16 protein-coding genes are annotated in these 23,672 nt (G+C 66.8%); 13 read left to right on the top strand and 3 right to left on the bottom strand.

The window, feature by feature from the left end:
• The first annotated feature begins 2 nt into the window (after positions 1-2).
• The 12 genes from ABIC25_RS06340 to ABIC25_RS06285 all read left to right on the top strand — a co-directional run bounded on the left by ABIC25_RS06340 (position 3) and on the right by ABIC25_RS06285 (position 18,744).
• Complete coding sequence (locus ABIC25_RS06340; RefSeq protein WP_004023366.1) at positions 3-809, top strand: MlaE family ABC transporter permease; 807 nt, start codon at positions 3-5, stop codon at positions 807-809.
• 2 nt (positions 810-811) lie between these two features.
• Positions 812-1,693: an MlaE family ABC transporter permease gene (locus tag ABIC25_RS06335; RefSeq protein WP_004023367.1), complete on the top strand. Its 882-nt coding sequence runs from the start codon at positions 812-814 to the stop codon at positions 1,691-1,693.
• 1 nt (position 1,694) lies between these two features.
• Positions 1,695-3,065, top strand: coding sequence for an MCE family protein (locus ABIC25_RS06330; RefSeq protein ID WP_064569567.1), 1,371 nt, complete (start codon positions 1,695-1,697; stop codon positions 3,063-3,065).
• Positions 3,062-4,144 carry an MCE family protein gene (locus ABIC25_RS06325; RefSeq protein ID WP_004023369.1) on the top strand — a complete coding sequence of 361 codons (1,083 nt, stop codon included), beginning with the start codon at positions 3,062-3,064 and terminating at the stop codon, positions 4,142-4,144. Before ABIC25_RS06330 ends, ABIC25_RS06325 begins: the two co-directional genes overlap by 4 nt.
• Positions 4,145-4,149: 5 nt before the next feature.
• Positions 4,150-5,256, top strand: coding sequence for an MCE family protein (locus ABIC25_RS06320; RefSeq protein ID WP_064569590.1), 1,107 nt, complete (start codon positions 4,150-4,152; stop codon positions 5,254-5,256).
• On the top strand, positions 5,256-6,587 hold the full coding sequence (locus ABIC25_RS06315) for an MCE family protein (RefSeq protein WP_354560504.1): 1,332 nt from the start codon (positions 5,256-5,258) through the stop codon (positions 6,585-6,587). The genes ABIC25_RS06320 and ABIC25_RS06315 overlap by 1 nt, the downstream gene beginning before the upstream one ends.
• A complete protein-coding gene (locus tag ABIC25_RS06310; RefSeq protein ID WP_004023372.1) occupies positions 6,587-7,918 on the top strand; it encodes an MCE family protein in 1,332 nt (443 codons plus the stop codon). Before ABIC25_RS06315 ends, ABIC25_RS06310 begins: the two co-directional genes overlap by 1 nt.
• Positions 7,915-9,156, top strand: coding sequence for an MCE family protein (locus ABIC25_RS06305; protein WP_004023373.1), 1,242 nt, complete (start codon positions 7,915-7,917; stop codon positions 9,154-9,156). The genes ABIC25_RS06310 and ABIC25_RS06305 overlap by 4 nt, the downstream gene beginning before the upstream one ends.
• A gap of 100 nt (positions 9,157-9,256) precedes the next feature.
• The gene (locus ABIC25_RS06300) at positions 9,257-9,895 is read left to right on the top strand and encodes a hypothetical protein (protein ID WP_033206430.1); all 639 of its coding nucleotides are present in this window, start codon (positions 9,257-9,259) and stop codon (positions 9,893-9,895) included.
• Positions 9,895-10,875 (top strand): hypothetical protein, encoded by a 981-nt coding sequence (locus ABIC25_RS06295; RefSeq protein WP_354560502.1) that lies wholly within the window; start codon positions 9,895-9,897, stop codon positions 10,873-10,875. Before ABIC25_RS06300 ends, ABIC25_RS06295 begins: the two co-directional genes overlap by 1 nt.
• Before the next feature lie 360 nt (positions 10,876-11,235).
• Positions 11,236-14,724, top strand: coding sequence for a DNA-directed RNA polymerase subunit beta (rpoB, locus tag ABIC25_RS06290; RefSeq protein ID WP_004023376.1), 3,489 nt, complete (start codon positions 11,236-11,238; stop codon positions 14,722-14,724).
• A 63-nt stretch (positions 14,725-14,787) separates the two neighbouring features.
• Complete coding sequence (locus ABIC25_RS06285; RefSeq protein WP_004023377.1) at positions 14,788-18,744, top strand: DNA-directed RNA polymerase subunit beta'; 3,957 nt, start codon at positions 14,788-14,790, stop codon at positions 18,742-18,744.
• Positions 18,745-18,822: 78 nt separating this feature from the next.
• On the opposite strand, the gene ABIC25_RS06280 is transcribed toward ABIC25_RS06285, so the two are convergent.
• The gene (locus tag ABIC25_RS06280; RefSeq protein ID WP_354560501.1) at positions 18,823-19,527 is read right to left on the bottom strand and encodes a TetR/AcrR family transcriptional regulator; all 705 of its coding nucleotides are present in this window, start codon (positions 19,525-19,527) and stop codon (positions 18,823-18,825) included.
• Between the two features lie 111 nt (positions 19,528-19,638).
• Here ABIC25_RS06280 and ABIC25_RS06275 point away from each other — a divergent pair, with 111 nt between their 5' ends.
• Positions 19,639-21,093, top strand: coding sequence for an MFS transporter (locus tag ABIC25_RS06275; protein WP_354560500.1), 1,455 nt, complete (start codon positions 19,639-19,641; stop codon positions 21,091-21,093).
• Positions 21,094-21,102: 9 nt separating this feature from the next.
• Here ABIC25_RS06275 and ABIC25_RS06270 read toward each other — a convergent pair whose 3' ends face one another.
• Together ABIC25_RS06270 and ABIC25_RS06265 are read right to left on the bottom strand one after the other, a co-directional pair.
• Positions 21,103-22,095: an alpha/beta hydrolase gene (locus ABIC25_RS06270; RefSeq protein WP_354560499.1), complete on the bottom strand. Its 993-nt coding sequence runs from the start codon at positions 22,093-22,095 to the stop codon at positions 21,103-21,105.
• Positions 22,096-22,141: 46 nt separating this feature from the next.
• Positions 22,142-23,656: an acyl-CoA synthetase gene (locus ABIC25_RS06265; RefSeq protein ID WP_354560498.1), complete on the bottom strand. Its 1,515-nt coding sequence runs from the start codon at positions 23,654-23,656 to the stop codon at positions 22,142-22,144.
• Positions 23,657-23,672: the final 16 nt, after the last annotated feature.

Genomic DNA, 23,672 nt, shown 5'->3' with positions numbered 1-23,672 from the left:
GGATGAGCAGTGCCACCACGCGTGGCGTCGATCGAATCGCGCAAGCCGGGACAGGTGCCCTGTCGCAGACCGGCAATATTGTTCAGCTCTTCGTCGATGTTGCACGCCAGACCTTTGTGCGCCCGTTTCAGTGGCGGGAGTTCATCCAGCAGGCGTGGTTCATCGCCAGCGTGACGATCCTGCCGACGGCACTGATCGCGATTCCGTTCGGTGCGATCGTCTCGCTGCAGACGGGTTCGCTCATCAAGCAGCTCGGTGCGGAGTCCTACACCGGTGCGGCGAGCGTTCTCGTCGTCATCCAGCAGGGTTCGCCCCTGGTGACGTCGTTGCTGATCGCCGGTGCGGCCGGGTCGGCCGTCGCCGCCGACCTCGGGTCGCGGACCATCCGCGAGGAGATCGACGCGATGGAGGTGCTCGGCATCAACCCGATCCAGCGCCTCGTCGTACCGCGTGTGCTGGCCATGGTCCTGGTCGCGATGCTGCTCAACGGACTGGTCGCCGTCATCGGCATCGGTGGTGGCTACTTCTTCAACGTCGTCGTCCAGGGCGGAACGCCGGGCGCCTACCTCGCGTCGTTCGGCGCGTTGGCGCAGCTGCCCGACCTCTGGGTGTCGACCCTCAAGGCCGCGATCTTCGGTGTCCTCGCCGGAGTCGTGGCGTCCTACAAGGGCCTCAACCCCAAGGGCGGTCCGAAGGGCGTGGGTGACGCGGTCAACCAGAGCGTCGTCATCACGTTCCTGCTGCTGTTCCTGGCGAACCTGATCATCACTGCGGTCTACCTGCAGGTCGTCCCACCGAAGGGGAGCTAGAAGTGACCGATGGTGGGGGCGGTGTGACAATCGCCAAGAGCCGGCCCGAGTACTACATGTACGAGGCCCGCAAACAACTGGGCAAGCCGCTGAAGGTGCTCGACGGCGCAGGCGAGCAGATGTCGTTCTACGGCCGGACGCTCGCCTGGATGCCGAAGACGATCGTGCATTACACGCGCGAGGTCCTCCGCCTTCTCGCCGAAGTCGCGTTCGGTTCGGGCGGGCTCGCGGTCATCGGCGGCACGATCGGCGTGATGGTGCTGATGTCCGGGTTCACCGGCGTCGTGGTCGGCCTGCAGGGTTATGCAGCACTCGATCAGATCGGCTCGCAGGCCCTGACCGGCTTCCTCTCCGCCTACGTCAACACCCGTGAGGTGGCGCCGCTGGTGGCGGGACTTGCGCTGTCGGCGACCGTCGGCTGTGGCTTCACCGCCCAGCTCGGTGCCATGCGCATCTCGGAGGAGATCGACGCGCTGGAGACGATGGCCGTGCCGTCGATCCCGTTCCTCGTGTCGACCCGCGTGATCGCCGGGTTCATCGCGGTCATCCCGCTCTACGTGCTCGGCCTGCTGTCGGCGTATCTGGCGTCCCGGGTGGTGACGACGGTCTTCAACGGCCAGTCCGGCGGCTCCTACGACCACTACTTCAACCTGTTCCTGCCACCGGCCGACGTCTTGTGGTCGTTCGGCAAGGTGCTGGTCTTCGCGTTCGTGATCATCCTCGTGCACTGCTACTACGGCTACTACGCCTCGGGCGGTCCCGCGGGTGTGGGCGTGGCCGTCGGTCACGCGGTACGAGCGGCTCTGGTGCTCATCGCCGTCCTTGACTTCTTCCTGGGCCTGGCGATCTGGGGCACCACGACAACCGTGCGAGTGGGGGGTTAGCGTGACGCTGCTGCGTAAACGGTTGCTCGGGCTGGTCTTCTTCCTCGTGGTCGCGCTGTTCCTCACCTTGACGATCACGAAGTTCAACAAGACGTTCACCGAGTTCACCGACGTCACGCTGGTGACCGATTCGACCGGCAACGCCCTGCCGGCGAATGCCGACGTCAAGGCCCGCGGCATGACGGTCGGTGAGGTGCGCGAGGTCAAGCCCGGACCCGACGGTCGCGTCGAAGTCGTGTTGGGACTCAATCCCGACCAGGCCTCGACGCTGTCGGACGAGACCACCGCGCGCATCCTGCCGAAGACCCTGTTCGGCGAGCGTTACGTGGCCCTGCAGGTGCCGGAGGACAACTCGGGGCCGACACTGACCAACGGTGCGACGATCCAGACCGATCGCAGCGGCAACGCGCTGGAGATCCAGCAGTTGTTCGACAAGCTGCTCCCGGTCCTCGAGGCGATCCCGCCGCAGGATCTGAACGCCACCCTCACCTCCCTGTCGTCGGCGCTGTCCGGACGCGGCGAGCAACTGGGTACGACGCTGGAAGAGCTCGATCAGATCTTCGGCGAGATCAACGAGAACCTGCCCGAACTGGAGGGCACCCTCGAAGGACTGGCCAGCTTCTCGCAGACGTATTCGCAGGCGCTGCCCGACGTGGTCGACGCGCTCGACTCGCTGCGCACGACGACGAACACCATCGTCGAACGTCAGGACGACCTGCGCACGCTCATCGCCACCCTGGGCGTCGCGTCCGACGACCTGACCGGCTGGCTCCGGGCGAACCGCACGGACCTCATCGACCTCGCCGTCGACTCCGAGGAACTCCTCGTCGGCCTGGCCAAGCAGTCGCCGACCTTCGTGTGCACGTTCCGCAACTTCGCGGGCCTGATCCCGGAGTCGCGCAAGATCGTCGGCCAGGGCACCAAGAACCCGGGCGTGCGCGTGAACCTGCAGTTCACCAATCCTCGTGGCCGTTACCTACCGAACCAGGACGAACCCCGCTTCATGGACCTCGATCCGCCCGCCGTGTGTTACGACCCCAAGATGGGCGGCAACCGCCCGTTCCCGCAGTACCCGGGTGGTTCGCTCGCCGACGGCAGCTACCAGCCGCCGTCGCGTAACGCCGGCCCCCGCACCATGCGTGAGCTGCCGCAGCCGCAGTTCAGCGGCGTGCCCGCCGGCTCGGTCTCGGCCGCACCGGCAGGCGCGAAGCCCGTTGCGGTGGAGTCGAACCCGTTCGACGACCCGGACTTCCGCAAGCAGCTGCAGGTCATCTACGGCGCGACGTCGGGCAAGTCGCCGGAAGAGGTGCCCACCTGGGTGACCATGATCGGCGGCGGTGCGCTGCAGGGTGCGAAGGTCGACATCAAATGAAGTCGATCGTCGGACCGCTGATCAAGCTGGTCGTCTTCGGCGTGGTCACCGTGGTGACCACGAGTCTGCTCGCCGTGACCATCGCCAACGCGGGCGGTGACGGTGACGCGAAGTTCAACGCCGTCTTCACCGACGCCACCCTGCTCAACCCGGGCGATGACGTCCGTATCGCGGGTGTGCGTGTGGGACAGGTGGAGAGCGTCGAGGTCTATGACCGCAACAAGGCCAAGGTCGCGTTCAACGTCGACCGCGACCGTCTGCCCGACGGCACGCAGCTCTTCATCCGCTACCGCAATCTGACCGGACTGCGGTACCTCGCGCTCGAGCGCGGCGCAGGCGACCCGTCGCAGACGGTCGCGCAGGGCCACACGTTCGGTCTGACACCGGGCGTCAAGGACACCCACCCGCCGGTGAACCTGACCGAACTGTTCAACGGATTCCGGCCGCTGTTCCAGCAGTTGTCCGCCTCCGACGTCAACAAGCTGACCGAGCAGATCATCGCGATCTTCGACGGGCAGGGTGGTTCGATCACCCGTCTGGTCAGCGACACGGCCGACCTCACCAACGCGATCGCCGACAAGGACAAGGTCATCGGTGAGCTGATCACCAACCTCACCAAGGTCCTCGACACGGTCAATCGCAACGACGAGCAGTTCACCAGCCTCCTCGACAACACCGAGAAGCTCGTGACAGGGCTTGCGGCGCAGCGTGGTTCGGTGGGCTCGGCGATCACCTCGGTGTCCAACCTGACCTCGGTCACGGCCAACATCCTCGGTGCGACACGCCCGTCCATCCAGGGCGACATCGCGGGACTGAAGTCGCTCGCCGACCAGATCAACAAGCGCGACGCGGACATCGAGGAGACGTTGACCAACCTGCCGATCAAGCTCCAGAAGATCGGTCGCGCAGCGACATTCGGGTCCTGGTTCCAGTTCTATCTGTGCGGCATCGACGTGGTGGCGGGCAACGGCAAGTCGCCGGTGCTGACGCAACCGCTGGTCCCGCTACCCGACATCAATCATGTGCTCTACACCAGCGCGGCCACGCGCTGCTGGGCCGACGACCGGCCAGGGGGGTGACCACGATGGCAGACAACAACGATCCGAACCCACGCGGCGGTGAGCACGACGACACCGAACGCGATGAGGAGCAGGCCCCGGTGCAGCATCCGCACCGGCGTTTCGGTGGCCGGCGCAGCCCGGTCAGCATCGGTGCCATCGGCATCCTGATCCTGCTGATGCTCGGACTCAGCTCGTTCTATCTCGCCGAACTGCCGCTGCTGGGCGCGGGCGCCCGCTACACGGCGAAGTTCACCGAGGCCGCCGGGCTGAAACCGGGCAACGAGGTGCGCGTCGCGGGCGTCAAGGTGGGCGAGGTCGACGACGTGACCCTCGACGGCGATCGCGTCAACGTGACCTTCCGGGTGGAGAACACGTGGATCGGCGACCAGACGCAGGCGACCATCCAGATCAAGACGATCCTCGGTCAGAAGTTCCTGTCGCTGAACCCGCGCGGCAGTGAACCCGCCGATCCCGACGTCCCGCTGACCGACACGGTGGCCCCCTACGACGTCATCGAGGCGTTCTCCGGGGCGGCCGAGCAGATCGGCGAACTCGACAACGACCAGCTGGCGGAGTCCATGCGCGTCCTGTCGGACACGTTCTCGGGTACGGCGGGGACGACCGGTCCGGCGCTCGAGGGCATCGCGCGTCTGTCGGAGACGATCTCCAGCCGTGATCAGGAGGTCCAGCGGTTGCTCGCCGCGACGAAGGACACCTCGAAGATCCTCGCCGATCGCAATGAGGAGTTCGTGCGCCTCATCGGTGGTGCAGGCCAGCTGCTCGACGAGCTGAACAACCGGCAGCGCAACATCTCGGCGCTGCTGGCCAGCACGACGAGCCTGGGCGACTCGCTCACCGGCATCGTGCGGGACAACGAAGAACAGATCGGACCCGCGCTCGATGCGCTGAAGGGCGTCAATGAGCTGCTACAGCGTCAGAACCAGAACATTCGCGACTCCATCAAGTACATGGCGCCGTTCTACCGGTTGTACGCCAACGTGCTCGGCAACGGTCGCTGGTTCGAGTCGTCCGTGGTGAACCTGCTGCCGCCCGCGCTGCCGCAGCAGAACACGACGCGGCCGCCGAACAAGCAGGCCATGGAGAACAACGCCGGAACGGGGGTCGGCTGATGACCACACCGGATCTGACCCGGCACGCGGGTCCAGGCCGCTGGTTCACGCCGCGGCACATCGTGGTGCTCGTGATCGGACTGATCATCGCGCTCATCCTGGCGGGAGCGCTGTGGTGGGTGTTCACCTCGATCGGGACCACCAAGATCACCGCGACGTTCAAGCGTTCGGTCGGCATCTACGAGGGCTCCGACGTCCGCGTTCTCGGCGTGGCGGTCGGCAAGGTCGACTCGGTGACGCCGCAGGGCGAGACCGTGAAGGTGACCATGACGGTCGATCGGGGAGTGGAGCTGCCCGCGGATGTCCGTGCGGTGCAGATCATCCCGTCGGTCGTGGCGGACCGCTACGTGCAGCTGACCCCCGCCTACACGGGCGGGGAGAAGGCGCCGCGCGATCTCACCCTGTCGGTGGACCAGACGATGATCCCGGTGGAGGTCGACGAGATCTACGCGAGCGTCAAGGAGCTGTCCGACGCCCTCGGACCCGACGGCGCCAACAAGACCGACGGCACCGGCCGACAGGGCGCCGTGAGCGAACTGGTCACGACCGGCGCAGAGAATCTCGAGGGCAACGGCGAGAAGCTGGGCCAGGCGATCGAGGGATTGTCCAAGGCGTCGACGACGCTGAGCGATTCGCGCGGCAACCTGTTCGACACCGTCAAGAACCTCAACACCTTCGTCGGCGCACTGCGCGAGAACGACGCCCAGGTGCGGCAGTTCAACACGCAGATGGCCTCGTTCAACCAGTTCCTCGCCGGCGAGCGCGAGCAGCTCGCCGCCGCGCTGAACAAGCTGTCGATCGCGCTCGGCGATGTGGCGACCTTCCTCGCCGACAACCGTGAGCAGATCGGGGAGACGGTGAAGGACCTCCAGCCGACGACCCAGGCCCTGCTCGACCAGAAGAACAACCTCAAAGAGGTCCTGACCGTGCTGCCGATCACGGTGAACAACCTGATCAACGCGTACGACGCCGAGTCGGGCACGTTGTCGATGCGTCTGACGATCCCGGATCTGCAGGATCTGATCGGGGCCCAGTGCCGCCTGCTCGACCTCGGTGCGCTGCTCCCGGGCAACCCGGCTGCCGATCAGTTCAGCAACACGCTCCGGCCGCTGATCAGCCAGTGCGAGGAGATCGGTGACCAGATCCAGCGCGGTGTCCTGGAGCCGCTGTTGCCGGTGCTGCCGTTCGGCATCATGAGTAACAACAAGCTGCAGCGCGCACCGGTGCCGGGCACCGTCCCGGGCAACCCCGATCCCGAGATCGGCAACCCGTCGCCGTCGAGGTCTCCGGCGGCCCCGTCGTCCACCCCGCGCCCCCGGGGAGGTAACTGATGAACCGCAGGACGATGCGTACGGCGGTGGCCGGCGCCGCTCTGTCGCTCACCCTCCTGGTGTCGGGCTGTATGTCCAACGGCATCCAGTCGATCCCACTGCCCGGCGGCGTGAACACCGGCGACAACGCGCGCACCTACAAGATCCAGTTCGACGACGTGCTCGATCTCGTGCCGCAGTCGATGGTCAAGCGCGACGGAATCCCGGTCGGCCGAGTGACCAAGGTCGAGGTGCCCAACGACCAGTGGTTCGCCCAGGTCACCGTCGAGGTACAGAACAACGTCGATCTCTCCGACGAAGCCGAGGCGAGCGTCCAGCAGACCTCGCTGCTCGGTGAGAAGTTCGTGTCGCTGACCGAACCCGACGGCAGTGCCGAAGCGCCGCGCCAGAATCCCGACCAGCCGATCCCGGTGTCGCGGACACGTACCGCGACCGACATCGAGCAGGTCCTCGGGGCTCTGGCCCTGCTGCTCAACGGCGGTGGCCTCAATCAGCTTCAGCCGATCGTCACCGAGCTGAACAAGGCGCTCGACGGCCGGACCGACAAGGTCCGTGACCTCATCGGCGAGACCGAGGACCTGATCGCAGGCCTCAACCGGCAGCGCGACGACATCGTCACCGCGATCGACGGACTGGCCGAACTGTCCACCCGGACCGCGGCGCAGACCGCGCAGATCGACCGCATCCTCAAGCAGTTGCCCGCGGGCGTCGAGGTGCTGGAGGAGCAACGGCCGCAGTTCGTCGAACTGCTGACCAAGCTCGATCAGCTCGGTCAGGTCGGCACCGACGTGCTGGGCAAGTCGCGCAAGGCGTTGATCAATGACCTGAAGGCGTTACGGCCGGTGCTGACCCAGCTCGCCGCGGCGGCTCCGGATCTGATCACCGCGGCACCGCTGATGCTGACCCACCCGTTCCCGGACTGGTTGCTGCCGGGTGTGCGTGGTGACTCGACCAACCTGTTCATGACGCTCGACCTCCGCGTCCTCAACCAGCTCGAGGCGCTCGGCGTCGGCCAGGGGACCCCGAAGTACTCGCCGCCCGCACGGGTGAGCGTGCCGGTCGATCGCCGCAACCCGTACTACCGCGGCAACGGCCCGCGCTACGGCTGGCCGACCATCACCCTGCTGCCGCCGGGTCCGAACTGGCGTCCGGGACCGAACACGCCGCCGTCGGGCGGGCGCTACCCGGCGTCCTTCGCCCGGCCCGCGGAGGCTGCCGGCCCGATGCCGACCCCGGCGACACCGGGGCAGGGCATCCTCGACGGCCCGCTGGCCGCGATGGGACTCGCGCCGGCCGCGCCCACCCAGAACCCGTCAGGAGCAGGACGATGATCGGCAAGCTCGTCAAGATCCAGCTGATCGTGTTCGTCGTTGTCGGCCTCGTCGCCCTGGTGTACGTGGGTGCGAAGTACGCGCGCCTGGACAAGCTCGCCGGTGTCGGCATGTACACGGTCACCGCCCAGCTGCCCGACTCCGGCGGCATCTTCACGAACGCGGAGGTCACCTACCAGGGTGTGCCGGTGGGTCGGGTCGGCAAGCTGACGCTGACGCCCGACGGGGTCGACGTTGCACTCGACATCGACTCCGGTGGGCCGGAGATCCCGGCGTCGGCGACCGCGGTCGTCGCGAACCGGTCCGCGATCGGTGAGCAGTTCGTCGACCTGCAGCCGACGTCGTCGGAGGGGCCGTACCTGAAAGACGGCGACACGATCACCAAGTACGCGCTCCCCGAACCGCTCGAGGACGTGGTCGCCTCGGCGATCGACTTCACGGATTCGATCCCGGTCGACGACCTGAACACGGTCATCACCGAACTCGGCCGCGCGTTCAACGGCCAGGGGGAGAACCTCACCCGTCTGGTCGACTCGCTCGGCAAGCTGTCCCGGGCCGGCGTCGACAACCTGAGCGAGACGGTCGCCCTCATCCAGAACTCCGATGTCGTGCTCGACACCCAGGCCGATCAGTCCGACGCGATCCTCACGTGGTCGCGCAACCTGAACCTGGTGACCGCGACCCTGGCCTCCGCCGATCCGGACCTGCGTCGACTGCTGACGACGGGCACGTTGTCGGCGACGCAGATCTCGGAGCTGATCCAGAAGAACGGCAACGACCTCTCCAAGGTCGTGAAGGACCTCGCCGAGGTGGCCCGGACCATCGAGCCGGCGACGTACACGACGTCGACGACGTTCGCGATGCTGTCGGCGCTGTCGGCGGGCAGCCATGCCCCGGCTCCGGGCGATGGTCAGATCCACTTCGGTGTCGTGCTCGAGACCAACAATCCCGCCGCGTGTACGCGCGGATACGAGGGCACCGACGCGGTGCTCGCCGAGGCCCGTCGGAAGAACCCGAACTTCGACGTCCATTACGACGACTTCGCATTCAACACCGACGCGAAGTGCACCGTGCCGTTCGGTAATCCGACCGGCGTCCGAAGCGCCGAGCGTGCCCAGTACGCCAACCCGGCGTACCCGCAGCCGTGGGACAACACCCCCAAGAAGGATCCCGACAAGCTCAACCTGAACCCGCTCGCCCAGCAGCTCGCAGCGTTGCTCGGCGTCCGGCCGCGGTAGACCCCACCACCCGACGCGCGTCGCCGCCGGCGACCGGACCGCATGGTCCGGTTCCCGGCCTTGGCTTGCGCTCAGGAGCGATATATACAGTGTGTTCCCGATGACTGGCACCCCAGAACCGACAGAGAAGAAGCCCAGCGGCATCCGTCCCGCCGTGCGGCGGGCGGCGGGGTTCGCGCCCCGCGCCCTGGCCTCCGCGGCGATCGTGGTCGGCGTGGTGCTCGTCGCCGTGTTCGGTGTGCGTGCCTACAACGTCTACTTCGACGAGTACCCCGCACAGGAGACGCGCGACGCGGCGACGCAGGCGGCCGAACAGGCCGTCCTGAACATCACGACGATCGACCCCGCCGACGTCGACGGCTTCCGCAAGCGTGCCGAGGCCTCGCTGACCGGCAAGGCGAAGGAAGAGGTGCTGGGCGGCAAGGACGGCAGCGTCCTCGACATGCTCGGCACGGCCGGGCCCAACACCGCCAAGCTGAGCGCGCGCCTGTTGCGCAGCGCGCCCAGCGAGGTCGACGCCGACGAGGACAAGGCCAAGGTGCTCGTCTACGTGGTGACGACCCTGCAGCGTCCCGGCCAGGCCGGTATCGACGAGACGCGCGGCTTCGACGTCAGCATGACCAAGGACGGCGACACCTGGAAGGCCGAGAACGTCCTCGGCCTCGAGGGCATCGCCTACGCCGACGGTGGCGGCGGTGCGCCCGCTCCGGCGGCCCCGGCTCCGGAGGGAGGCAACTGATGGCCAACGATCGCGGTAAGAAGAAGCCCACCCCGAAGCGCCGCCCGACCCCGAAGGTCGCCGGCCGTACTTCCCTGCCCCCTGAGGTGCGAGGAGCGAAAGCGACGAGCCACGAAGGGCCCGCCGACGAACGCCTCGAGGCGAGCACGACGGACGCCCCGGAGAGCACGACGGAAACTGCCGAGACCACGACGGAAACTGCCGAGAGCACGACGGAAACTGCCGAGACCACGACGGAAACTGCCGAGACCACGACGGAAACCGCCGAGACCACGACGGACACCCCCGAGAGCACAGATCCGGCGGACACCTCGACGGTCTCGATCACCAAACCCAAGACCAAGCCGGTCGCGCGGGTCTCGACCTTGCGTCGGGGCGACGCGTCGGCAGCGGGTTCCGACACCTCGGGCACGCCGAATCGGCCGATGGGCCGGCGTCCCGGCCGGCGGGACCGGCGGGGGAGCGGTGCCTCGCGCGGTCCGCTCGGCATCCGCACCGGGGTTCTCGCGGCCATCGCGGCCGGCTTGTTCGTCGTCGCCGCGATCCTCGCGTTCCATCCCGGTGCCGAGATCGGGCCCAACAAGGCGTTCGTCGACCAGGAGTCGACGGCGCAGCTGACCTCGCAGGCCCAGGAGCGGATCTGCGCGGTGTTCGGGTACGACCACACCGAGCTCGACAAGTGGCAGCAGCGTGCGCAGGACGCCCTGACCGGGCAGGCCCGCACCGAGTTCGACGAGACGCTCAAGGCGCAGCGGGACCTCATCACGCAGACGAAGACGGGCGCCGAATGCCGCGTCGACGCGATCGGCGTGCGGGACCTCTCCGGGGGCGGCGACGGCGCCACGGCGACCGTCATCGCCAATCTGATCGTGAGCGAGACGCAGAACAGCATGGCCACCAACAGCGGTGCACCACGTGCCCAGTTCGCCATGGTGCGTGAGGGTGATCAGTGGCGGATCCGTGCGGTCGAGCCCTTCTGATCGTCCTGCGCCGCACCCTGATCACCAGGTCGGGAGCCGAGTTCGGCACCGACTTCACGAAATTCGCGCGTAGCGCTTGACGTGGCGGCGATGTCGGGCCAGTCTGTGACCAGCGATCGACGTGCAGGCAGCCACCCGCGCGAACTCGCTTTCCAGACGGCTTGACAAAGTGCGTCTATTTTCTGCTACAGTTGGACGTTGCGCTGGCTGCCTCCTGTCCATCTATCGATCCTTCTTCGGCCACTCCTAGACGTGTGTGCTGCGGTGATCGCCGATCCCAGGGTGTCACCAGCGAACGGCCCATCAAGCCACGTACTGCACATCTAGGTTGTGAATAACGTCGTGTTGGAAGGACGCATCTTGGCAGTCAACCGCCAGTCCACCTCAACAATCCCCGGCGCGCCGCATCGCGCGTCGTTTGCAAAGATCAGCGAGCCGCTGGAGGTTCCGGGCCTCCTCGACCTCCAACTCGATTCGTTCGAATGGCTCGTCGGTTCGCCGGAGTGGCGCGCCAAGGCGATCGCCCGCGGTGACGAGAACCCGACGGGTGGCCTCGAGGACATCCTCCACGAGCTGTCCCCGATCGAGGACTTCTCCGGTTCGATGTCCCTGTCGTTCTCCGAGCCGCACTTCGACGAGGTCAAGGCCTCCGTCGAGGAGTGCAAGGACAAGGACATGACCTACGCGGCGCCGCTGTTCGTCACCGCGGAGTTCATCAACAACAACACCGGCGAGATCAAGTCGCAGACCGTCTTCATGGGCGACTTCCCGATCATGACCGAAAAGGGCAGCTTCATCATCAACGGCACCGAGCGTGTCGTCGTGAGCCAGCTGGTCCGCAGCCCGGGCGTGTACTTCGACGCCTCGATCGACAAGACCACCGAGAAGACCCTGCACACCGTCAAGGTGATCCCGGGTCGCGGCGCGTGGCTGGAGTTCGACGTCGACAAGCGCGACACCGTGGGTGTGCGTATCGACCGCAAGCGCCGTCAGCCGGTCACCGTGCTGCTCAAGGCGCTGGGCTTCACCGCCGAGGAGATCACCGAGCGTTTCGGCTTCTCCGAGATCATGATGTCGACGCTGGAGAAGGACAACACCGGCAACCAGGACGAGGCGCTGCTCGAGGTCTACCGCAAGCTGCGCCCGGGTGAGCCGCCGACCAAGGAGTCCGCGGAGAACCTCCTGGAGAACCTGTTCTTCAAGGACAAGCGTTACGACCTCGCGCGCGTGGGCCGGTACAAGGTCAACAAGAAGCTGGGTCTGACCGGCAACCCGATGGTGGGCGAGTCGACCCTGACCCGCGAGGACATCATCGCGACCGTCGAGTACCTGGTGCGTCTGCACGAGGCCGACCCGCACACCACCACCTACATGACCGTCCCCGGTGGCGTCGAGGTGCCCGTCGAGGTCGACGACATCGACCACTTCGGCAACCGTCGCCTGCGTACCGTCGGCGAGCTGATCCAGAACCAGATCCGCGTGGGCCTCTCGCGTATGGAGCGTGTCGTGCGTGAGCGCATGACCACTCAGGACGTCGAGGCGATCACCCCGCAGACCCTGATCAACATCCGTCCCGTCGTGGCGGCGATCAAGGAATTCTTCGGAACCAGCCAGCTGTCGCAGTTCATGGACCAGAACAACCCGCTGTCGGGTCTGACCCACAAGCGTCGTCTGTCGGCGCTGGGCCCGGGTGGTCTGAGCCGTGAGCGCGCCGGCCTCGAGGTGCGCGACGTGCACCCGTCGCACTACGGCCGCATGTGCCCGATCGAGACCCCTGAGGGTCCGAACATCGGTCTGATCGGTTCGCTCTCGGTGTACGCGCGGGTCAACCCGTTCGGCTTCATCGAGACCCCGTACCGCAAGGTCGTCGACGGCAACGTCACCGACGACATCGAGTACATGACCGCCGACGAGGAGGACCGCTTCCTCATCGGTCAGGCGAACACCAACTTCGACGGCAACGGCCGCATCACCGACGAGCGTGTCCTGGTGCGCAAGAAGGGCTCCGAGGTGGAGTTCGTCGGCGCGACCGATGTCGAGTACCTCGACGTCTCGCCGCGTCAGATGGTGTCCGTCGCGACCGCGATGATCCCGTTCCTCGAGCACGACGACGCGAACCGCGCCCTGATGGGTGCGAACATGCAGCGTCAGGCCGTGCCGCTGGTGCGCAACGAGTCGCCGCTGGTCGGTACCGGCATGGAGTTGCGTGCCGCCGTCGACGCCGGTGACGTCATCGTGTCGACGAAGACCGGTGTGGTGGAAGAGGTCTCGGCCGACTACATCACCGTCATGTCCGACGACGGCACCCGCGACACGTACCGGATGCGCAAGTTCGCGCGGTCCAATCACGGCACCTGTGCCAACCAGCGTCCGATCGTGGACGAGGGTCAGCGCGTGGAGTCCGGCCAGGTCCTCGCCGACGGCCCCTGCACCGAGAACGGTGAGATGGCGCTCGGCAAGAACCTGCTCGTGGCGATCATGCCGTGGGAGGGTCACAACTACGAGGACGCGATCATCCTGAGCCAGCGTCTCGTCGAAGAGGACGTGCTCACCTCGATCCACATCGAGGAGCACGAGATCGACGCCCGCGACACCAAGCTCGGTGCCGAGGAGATCACCCGGGACATCCCGAACGTCTCCGACGAGGTGCTCGCCGATCTCGACGAGCGCGGCATCGTGCGTATCGGTGCCGAGGTCCGCGACGGCGACATCCTGGTCGGCAAGGTCACGCCGAAGGGCGAGACCGAGCTGACCCCGGAAGAGCGTCTGCTGCGTGCGATCTTCGGCGAGAAGGCCCGTGAGGTCCGCGACACCTCGCTGAAGGTGCCGCACGGCGAGACCGGCAAGGTCATCGGCGTGCGCGTGTTCAGCCGCGAGGACGACGACGATCTGGCTCCCGGCGTCAACGAGTTGGTCCGCGTGTACGTGGCCCAGAAGCGCAAGATCCAGGACGGCGACAAGCTCGCCGGCCGTCACGGCAACAAGGGCGTCATCGGCAAGATCCTCCCGCAGGAGGACATGCCGTTCCTGCCCGACGGCACTCCCGTCGACATCATCCTGAACACCCACGGTGTCCCGCGTCGTATGAACATCGGCCAGATCCTGGAGACCCACCTCGGGTGGGTCGCCAAGGCCGGCTGGAACATCAACGTGGCCGAGGGTGTGCCGGAGTGGGCGTCGCGTCTGCCCGAGGACATGTACTCGGCCGAGCCCGACACCAACACCGCCACCCCGGTGTTCGACGGCGCGCGCGAGGAGGAGCTGACCGGACTGCTGTCCTCGACGCTGCCGAACCGCGACGGCGAGGTGATGGTCAACGGCGACGGCAAGGCGACGCTGTTCGACGGTCGTTCCGGCGAGCCGTTCCCGTACCCGGTGTCGGTCGGCTACATGTACATCATCAAGCTGCACCACCTGGTCGACGACAAGATCCACGCTCGTTCGACCGGTCCGTACTCGATGATCACCCAGCAGCCGCTCGGTGGTAAGGCGCAGTTCGGTGGTCAGCGCTTCGGTGAGATGGAGTGTTGGGCCATGCAGGCCTACGGCGCCGCGTACACGCTGCAGGAGCTGCTGACCATCAAGTCGGACGACGTGGTGGGCCGCGTCAAGGTCTACGAGGCGATCGTCAAGGGCGAGAACATCCCGGAGCCGGGTATCCCCGAGTCGTTCAAGGTGCTGCTGAAGGAACTTCAGTCGCTGTGCCTGAACGTCGAGGTGCTGAGCTCCGACGGTGCGGCCATCGAGATGCACGACACCGACGACGAGGACCTGGAGCGCGCAGCTGCCAACCTCGGCATCAACCTGTCGCGCAACGAGTCGGCCACCGTCGACGATCTCGCCAACTGACCTGACCCTCACCCGGCCGGGTTCACCCCGGCCACTGACAACAGAGCTCTGGAAAGGTAACAAGTGCTCGACGTCAACTTTTTCGACGAACTGAAGATCGGTCTGGCGACAGCCGACGACATCCACAACTGGTCATACGGTGAGGTCAAGAAGCCGGAGACGATCAACTACCGCACGCTCAAGCCGGAGAAGGACGGCCTGTTCTGCGAGAAGATCTTCGGCCCGACCCGTGACTGGGAGTGCTACTGCGGTAAGTACAAGCGCGTCCGCTTCAAGGGCATCATCTGTGAGCGCTGCGGCGTCGAGGTGACCAAGGCCAAGGTGCGCCGCGAGCGCATGGGCCACATCGAGCTGGCCGCCCCGGTCACGCACATCTGGTACTTCAAGGGTGTGCCGAGCCGGCTGGGCTACCTGCTCGACCTGGCGCCGAAGGATCTCGAGAAGATCATCTACTTCGCCGCCTATGTCATCACCGCGGTCGACGACGAGCTCCGCCACAACGAGCTCTCGACGCTCGAGGCGGAGATGGAGGTCGAGAAGAAGGCCGTCGCCGATCAGCGCGACGCCGACCTGAACGAGCGTCAGCAGAAGCTCGAGCAGGACCTCGCCGAGCTGGAGGCCGAGGGTGCCAAGGCCGACGTGCGCCGCAAGGTGCGCGACGGTGCCGAGCGCGAGATGCGTCGCATGCGCGACGCCGCTCAGCGTGAGCTCGACGGTCTCGAGGAGATCTGGGACAAGTTCGTCAAGCTCAGCCTGGGCGATCTCATCATCGACGAGAAGCTCTACCGTCAGCTCGAAGAGCGCTACGGCGAGTACTTCCAGGGTTCGATGGGCGCCGAGGCGATCAAGAAGCTGCTCGAGACCTTCGACATCGACGCCGAGGCCGAGTCGCTGCGCGAGACCATCCGTAGCGGCAAGGGCCAGAAGAAGCTGCGTGCGCTCAAGCGACTCAAGGTCGTCGCGGCGTTCCAGCAGTCGGGCAACTCGCCGCTGGGCATGGTCCTCGACGCCGTGCCGGTGATCCCGCCGGAGCTGCGTCCGATGGTCCAGCTCGACGGTGGCCGCTTCGCGACCTCCGACCTGAACGACCTGTACCGCCGTGTCATCAACCGCAACAACCGCCTCAAGCGTCTGATCGATCTCGGTGCGCCCGAGATCATCGTGAACAACGAGAAGCGGATGCTGCAGGAGTCGGTCGACGCACTCTTCGACAACGGTCGTCGCGGCCGTCCGGTCACCGGACCGGGCAACCGCCCGCTCAAGTCGCTGAGCGATCTGCTCAAGGGCAAGCAGGGTCGTTTCCGTCAGAACCTGCTCGGCAAGCGCGTGGACTACTCGGGCCGTTCGGTCATCGTCGTCGGTCCGCAGCTCAAGCTGCATCAGTGCGGTCTGCCGAAGCTGATGGCTCTCGAGCTGTTCAAGCCGTTCGTGATGAAGCGTCTGGTCGACCTGAACCAGGCGCAGAACATCAAGTCCGCCAAGCGCATGGTCGAGCGTCAGCGTCCCGCGGTGTGGGACGTCCTCGAAGAGGTCATCGCCGAGCACCCGGTGCTGCTGAACCGTGCACCGACGCTGCACCGCCTCGGTATCCAGGCCTTCGAGCCGCAGCTGGTCGAGGGCAAGGCCATTCAGCTCCACCCGCTGGTGTGTGAGGCCTTCAACGCCGACTTCGACGGTGACCAGATGGCCGTGCACCTCCCGCTGTCGGCGGAGGCGCAGGCCGAGGCGCGCATCCTGATGCTGTCGTCGAACAACATCCTGTCGCCGGCGTCGGGCCGTCCGCTCGCCATGCCGCGTCTGGACATGGTGACCGGTCTGTACTACCTGACCACCCTCAAGGAGGGCGCGGCGGGCGAGTACACCGCGGCGAACGGCGACGACGTCGAGCGTGGCGTCTACTCGACCCCGGCCGAGGCCATCATGGCCGTCGACCGCGGAGTGCTGACCGTGCAGTCGCGCATCAAGGTGCGCCTGACCGACCAGCGTCCGCCGGCCGACATCGAGGCCGAGCAGTTCCCCGACGGCTGGAAGTACGGTTCGCCGTGGGAGCTCGAGACCACGCTGGGTCGGGTGCTCTTCAACGAGCTCCTGCCGATCGAGTACCCGTTCGTCAACGAGCAGATGCCGAAGAAGCGTCAGGCCGTGATCATCAACGATCTCGCCGAGCGTTACCCGATGATCGTGGTCGCCCAGACCGTCGACAAGCTGAAGGACGTCGGCTTCTACTGGGCCACCCGTTCGGGTGTCACCGTCTCGATGGCCGACGTGCTCGTGCCGCCGCAGAAGGCGGAGATCCTCGACAAGTACGAGGAGCGGGCCGACGGTCTGGAGCGCAAGTTCCAGCGTGGTGCCCTCACCCCGGACGAGCGTCGTGACTCCCTCGTCGAGATCTGGAAGCAGGCGACCGAAGAGGTCGGTGCGGCCATGGAGGCGCACTACCCGGACGACAACCCGATCCCGATGATCGTGAAGTCGGGTGCGGCGGGCAACATGACCCAGATCCGCTCGCTGGCGGGCATGAAGGGTCTGGTGACCAACCCGAAGGGTGAGTTCATCCCGCGTCCGATCAAGTCCTCGTTCCGCGAGGGTCTGACCGTCGCCGAGTACTTCATCAACACGCACGGCGCCCGTAAGGGTCTGGCCGACACCGCGCTTCGTACCGCCGACTCGGGCTACCTGACCCGTCGTCTGGTGGACGTCTCGCAGGACGTCATCGTGCGTGAGACCGACTGTGGCACCGAGCGTGGCATCACCACGACGATCGCCGAGAAGCAGGCCGACGGCACGCTCATCCGCGATGCGCACGTCGAGACCTCGACCTACGCCCGCACGCTGGCGCAGGACGCGGTCGACACCGACGGCAACGTCATCGTCGAGCGTGGTCACGATCTGGGCGATCCGGCCATCGAGGCACTGCTGGCCGCGGGCATCACGCAGGTCAAGGTCCGTTCGGTCCTGACCTGTGGGACCGGCACCGGGGTGTGCGCGATGTGCTACGGCCGTTCGATGGCCACCGGCAAGCTCGTCGACATCGGCGAGGCCGTCGGTATCATCGCGGCCCAGTCGATCGGTGAGCCCGGTACCCAGCTGACGATGCGTACGTTCCACCAGGGTGGCGTCGGTGACGACATCACCGGTGGTCTGCCGCGTGTCCAGGAGCTCTTCGAGGCCCGCGTCCCCAAGGGCGTCGCGCCGATCGCGGAGGTCTCGGGCCGGGTGCGCCTCGAGGACGACGACCGCTTCTACAAGATCACCCTCATCCCGGACGACGGTTCGGAAGAGGTTGTCATCGACAAGATCTCGAAGCGTCAGCGTCTGCGCGTGTTCAAGCACGACGACGGTTCCGAGCGGCTCCTCGCCGACGGTGACCACGTCGAGGTCGGCCAGCAGCTCATGGAGGGCTCGGCCAACCCGCACGAGGTGCTCCGCGTCATGGGTCCCCGTCAGGTGCAGATCCACCTGGTCAACGAGGTCCAGGAGGTCTACCGCAGCCAGGGTGTGTCGATCCACGACAAGCACATCGAGACCATCGTGCGTCAGATGCTGCGTCGCGTGACGATCATCGACCACGGTTCGACCGAGTTCCTGCCCGGTTCGCTCGTCGAGCGCGCCGAGTTCGAGGCGGCCAACCGTCAGGTCGTGACCGAGGGCGGCGAGCCCGCCGCCGGACGTCCGGTGCTGATGGGTATCACCAAGGCCTCGCTGGCGACCGAGTCGTGGCTGTCGGCGGCGTCGTTCCAGGAGACCACGCGTGTCCTGACCGACGCGGCGATCAACAGCCGCAGCGACAAGCTGATCGGTCTGAAGGAGAACGTGATCATCGGTAAGTTGATCCCGGCCGGTACCGGTATCAACCGCTACCGCAACATTCAGGTTCAGCCGACCGAAGAGGCACGCGCCGCGGCGTACGCGGTGCCGTCCTACGACGACACCTACTACAGCCCGGACGGCACCTTCGGTGCTCCGGCCGGCGCTGCGGTGCCGCTGGACGACTACGGATTCTCCAACGACTACCGGTAGTCGGGTTTTGTAGCAGAACCGAATACGACGACGGCCCCGCACTCGATGAGTGCGGGGCCGTCGTCGTGCGCGGGGCATCTATCGGGCGTCGGGGCGCTCCGCGTCGAGCCGTAACCCGGTGAGCAACAGTTCGAGCCCGGCACGGAACTGGTCGATGTCCTCGTGGCCGTCGAACTCGTCGACGATGTAGTGCATGAACGGATACTGCTCGCGGTCGAGCGCACGCCACTGGTCGGCGATCGAGCGCAGATAGTCGCCGGCGGCGACCGTTCCGTCGACGACCTCCTGAGGCGGATCCTGACCGAGGTCCGCGGCGACGCCGATGACGTAGCCGAGGATCGCGGACACGGCATGAAAGCAGCGTCGGGGGGACAGGTCGAGACGCATCACCTGTCGGCCGAGGCGCTCGTAGAAGAGCAGGGCGTTCGACTGGACCGTCGTATTGCGCATGAAATACGCAGCGAGCCAAGGACGCTCGGCGATGGCGGCGAACAGGGTCTCCGCCATCGTCCGGATGTTGTCGATCGCATCGGCGTCGGAGTCGATCCCGTCGAGCGCGGTGAGCACTCCCGCCAGCACGTGGTCGGTGGCGCGATCGAGGAGTTCGTCCTTGTTCGACACGTACCAGTAGACGCTTCCCACGCCGCCGCCGAGACGGGCGGCCAGGGCCCGGAACGTGAGGGCGGCCTCGCCGGATTCGTCGAGGAGTTCGACGGCCGCGTCGACGACAGCCTCGAGTGAATGCGCTACGCGACGCCGAGTGCCGCGCCGTTCGGGGGTCATGACGTCTATCCCATCACACCGCGGGACACGCACTTGCTCCGACTCGAACAACGTTCTAGTCTCGAACTATGTTCGATAACCGAACAACGTTCGATGAAAGGAGGTGCGGAGATGATCCCGATGCTTCAGTCGTCCCCGGCCCGGTCGTATACATCCCTGCGTGCCGCATGGATTCCCCTCGCCGCCCTGTGTCTGGCCTTCTTCGTGGAGATGGTCGACAACACGCTGCTCACGATCGCTCTGCCGACGATCGGCCGTGATCTCGGTAGTGGTACGACCGCCCTGCAGTGGGTCACCGGCGCCTACTCGCTGACGTTCGGCGGGCTGCTCCTCACCGCGGGTTCGGCTGCCGACCGCCTGGGCCGACGCCGGGTCCTGCTCGTCGGGCTCGCCGCGTTCGGGCTGTTGAGCCTGTTGGCGATCGCCGTGCATTCCGCGGGGGAGCTGATCGCCCTGCGTGCCGCCCTCGGTGTCTGCGCCGCAGCCATGGCGCCGATCACCAACTCCCTGGTGTTCCGCCTGTTCGACGCGGACGAACTGCGGATGCGTGCGATGACGCTGATGATCATCGTCGGGATGAGCGGCTTCATCCTGGGGCCGGTACTCGGCGGGACCGCGCTCGCCCACGTGAGTTGGGAGTGGCTGCTGGTCGTCAATGCCCCGATCGCGCTCCTCGCATGGATCGGGGTGCGGCTCGGCGTGGCGGCCGACCGCCCCGAGGGTCTGACCGGTGACGCCCTCGATCTGCCGGGCGCGGTCCTGAGCATCACGACGATCGGTCTGGCCTGCTATGCGCTGACCAGCGGAGTCGAGCACGGATGGGCGTCGATCGTCACGGTGGGATGCGTGCTCGGTGCCGTCCTCGCGCTCGTCGCCTTCGTCTGGCACGAACGTCGCACCGCACAGCCGATGCTCGACCTCTCGGTCTTCACGTCCGGCACGGTGCGCGGCGCCGCGATCGCCCAGATCGGGACCTCGATCGCGATGGCCGGTGTCATGTTCGGACTGATCCTGCATTTCCAGTACGCCTACGGGTGGAGCCCGGTGAAAGCCGGACTCGCGAACCTCCCGATGATCGTCACCATGATCGCGGCGACACCGATCTCGGAGGGTCTGGCGAAGAAGTTCGGTCACCGGATCGCGTGTCTCGTCGGCGCAGTGCTGCTCGCCGGCTCCCTGGCCGGCCTGGCCTGGGGCGTCGAGCACGGTTACCTCGCCATCGCGCTGTTCATGGTCACCCTCACGATCGGTCTGCGCACGGTCATGACGATCTGCGCGGTCGCCCTCGTCGACGCGATGCCCGAGAACCGGACCTCGATCGGTGCCGCGCTGAATGACACCGCCCAGGAGGTGGGGACGAGCGTGGGGACGGCTGTGGTGGGCACCCTCATCGCGGTGCTCGTGACTGCGACCCTGCCGGCCGGGGTGTGGAGCAGCGATCTGGTCGCGTCGTTCTTCACCGGGGAGCGGATCACGTATGCGGCTCTTGCGGTGGTCGTCGGTCTGATCGCCGGATGGGGTGCCCTGACCCTGACCGACTCTCGGACGGCGGAAGAGCCCCACTAGAAAGGGACGTCAGCGCACGGCGAGTGTGGTGATGGTGCGGGTGCCCAGCAACAGGTCGTAGTAGCGGCCGCCGGGATAGTAGGTCGCGCTGACTGCGTCGGCCACCATGTCCGACGACCAGCCGGTGGCCAAGGTCCGGAGGACCCGGCCGTTGCGGGGACGCGGGACGGCCAGTTCGGACAGTTCGCCGATCAGATCGGTCGACTCGCCTTCGGCGTCGATGTGGATCCCGGTGACCAGCCGCGAGCCGAGGAACGCCTGCCGCGTCGTCCGTTGGAGGACGGACACACCCTGCCCGAAGTTGTTGGAGACCGACGGTTGCGACGCGATGACCCGGATGGGAAGCCGCTCGGCGCCGAGAGATGCTGCGGCGGAGGCGAAGTTGACGCCGAAGAACGAATTCACGGGGTCGAACAGCATGAGCCCGGCGAGCCTGCGGTAGGCGACCGGGTCGGCGCGGCGGAGCGCGTCGGCGGCCACCACGACGAACTCGCCGCCGGCCGAATGTCCCGAGAAGATCATCCGGTAGGGCATCGTGACGTCGGTCCGTCCGGCGGCGGCTCGCGCTCGCACAAGGCTGTTCGCCAGCGGGCTGTCGAGGTTGCGCCCCGACCCGAAGACTCCGCCGATGGTCCGGGCGAAGGCCGCGTTGTCGGCGATGTTGTACGCGACCGCGCACCCGCCGAGGTTGACCGAGTCCAGCGTCGGGCTCACGACCAGGAACCCGTCATCGGCGTACGCGCGGGCCACGCGGTCGAGGTTGGCCGCGGTGCGGGAGAATCCGTGCTGCAGCCAGACGAGCGCCGATGGCTGCCCGGGTGGAAAGTACCAGCGGGCCGAGACCCGGACGGGCTTGCCCGCACATTCGGTGGCGATGTCCGATGACTCGACGACCGGGCCGCCGGTGCCGGGCGCGGCGCGGGCCGCTGGCGGCGCGGCACCGGCGAGCACCATCGCCGCAAGCGTTGCGATCAGGAACCAGCGGAACCATCTCCCGGACATCCGGCCAGTCTAGGACCGGCCGGATGACACGGTGCGTGGATTCCGCCTAGAGCTTGCGCTTGACCAGCTTCCCGGTCGGCGTGCGCGGCAACGTGTCCCGGAAGATCACCTCGCGGGGCAGCTTGAACTTCGCGATCCGCGGGCGCAGATGGTCCAGGAGCGCGTCGGCGAGATCGTCGTCCCCGCTCCGGCCCTCGACGGGTTGCACGACGGCCGTCACCCGCTCGCCGAGGTCGGGGTCGGGCACGCCGATGACCGCGGCGTCGAGCACCGCCGGGTGGGCGAGCAGCGCGTCCTCGATCTCCCGCGGATAGATGTTCACCCCGCCCGAGATGATCAGGAACGAGTCCCGATCGGTGAGGAACAGGTGACCCTCGTCGTCGACATATCCGACGTCGCCGGTCGTCGTCCACGTGGGGTGGTCGGGATGCTGTGCGGCGCGGGTCTTCTCGGGATCGTTGTGATACTCGAACGGAAGCGTGTCCCGCTCGAAGTAGATCGTGCCGATGGTGCCGGCGGGCACCTCGGCGCCGCTGGTATCACAGACCCGGATCGTGCCCAGCACCGCCCGCCCCACCGTCCCCGGATGCTCGAGCCACTCCGGTGTGTCGACGATGGTGAGACCGTTGAGTTCGGTGGACGAGTAGTACTCGGAGAGGATCGGCCCCCACCAGTCGATCATGGCCCGCTTGACGTCGACCGGACACGGTGCTGCGGCGTGCACCGCGACCTTCAGGCTCGAGGTGTCGTACCGCGCGCGCACCTCCTCGGGCAGGCGGAGCATGCGGACGAACATCGTCGGCACCCACTGGCTGTAGGTGACGCGATGCTCCTCGATCAGCGCGAGCGCGCGTTCCGCGTCGAACCGCTCCATCACGACGACGGTGCCGCCGAGCGCCTGCACCGATGCACAGGTCCGAAGCGGCGCAGCGTGATACAGCGGCGCGGGCGACAGGTACACCGTGTCGGGTCCGACGCCCCACACCGAGGCGTTCATCGCTGTCATGGTGTCGCCGGGCTCGTCGATCTGCCGGTTCGGCAGCTCGGGCTTGATGCCCTTGGGGCGGCCGGTGGTGCCCGAGGAATAGAGCATGTCCGCGCCCCGCGGCTGATCCACCGGCGGTGTGGTCAGCTGCGCCGACGCGGCGGCGTCGAGGTCGTCGTGACCCTCGATCGGCCCGGAGTAGGCGAAACGCGTCTCGACACCGGGGGTGAGCGGGATGAGCTCGGCACCGAGGTCGTCGAGAGCCGCGTCGACGATCAGTGCCTTGGCGCCGCAGTCGGTCACGATGTAGGCGCTCTCGGCCGCGGTGAGATGCCAGTTCACCATGGTCAGGTAGAGCCCTGAACGCATTGCCGCCCAGTAGATGTCGAAGATCCGGGCGGTGTTCGTGGCGAGCACCGCGAGGTGGTCGCCCGGGCGCAGGCCGCGATCGGCCAGGGCCCGGGCGATCTGGATGGACCGGGTCTCCAACTGCGTGAACGTGACCGTTTCACCAGAGTCGGCCATGATGACCGCGGGGTCGTGCGGTCGGGTGGAGAGGTGGGCTCCGGGGTACATCAACACTCCTCGTGCA

Origin of the sequence: Gordonia sp. PvP123 (assembly GCF_040547295.1) — a bacterium.
GTDB lineage: Bacteria > Actinomycetota > Actinomycetes > Mycobacteriales > Mycobacteriaceae > Gordonia > Gordonia terrae.
Note: the sequence above shows the minus strand (reverse complement) of the source record. Positions and strands in the feature narration are given on the sequence as shown.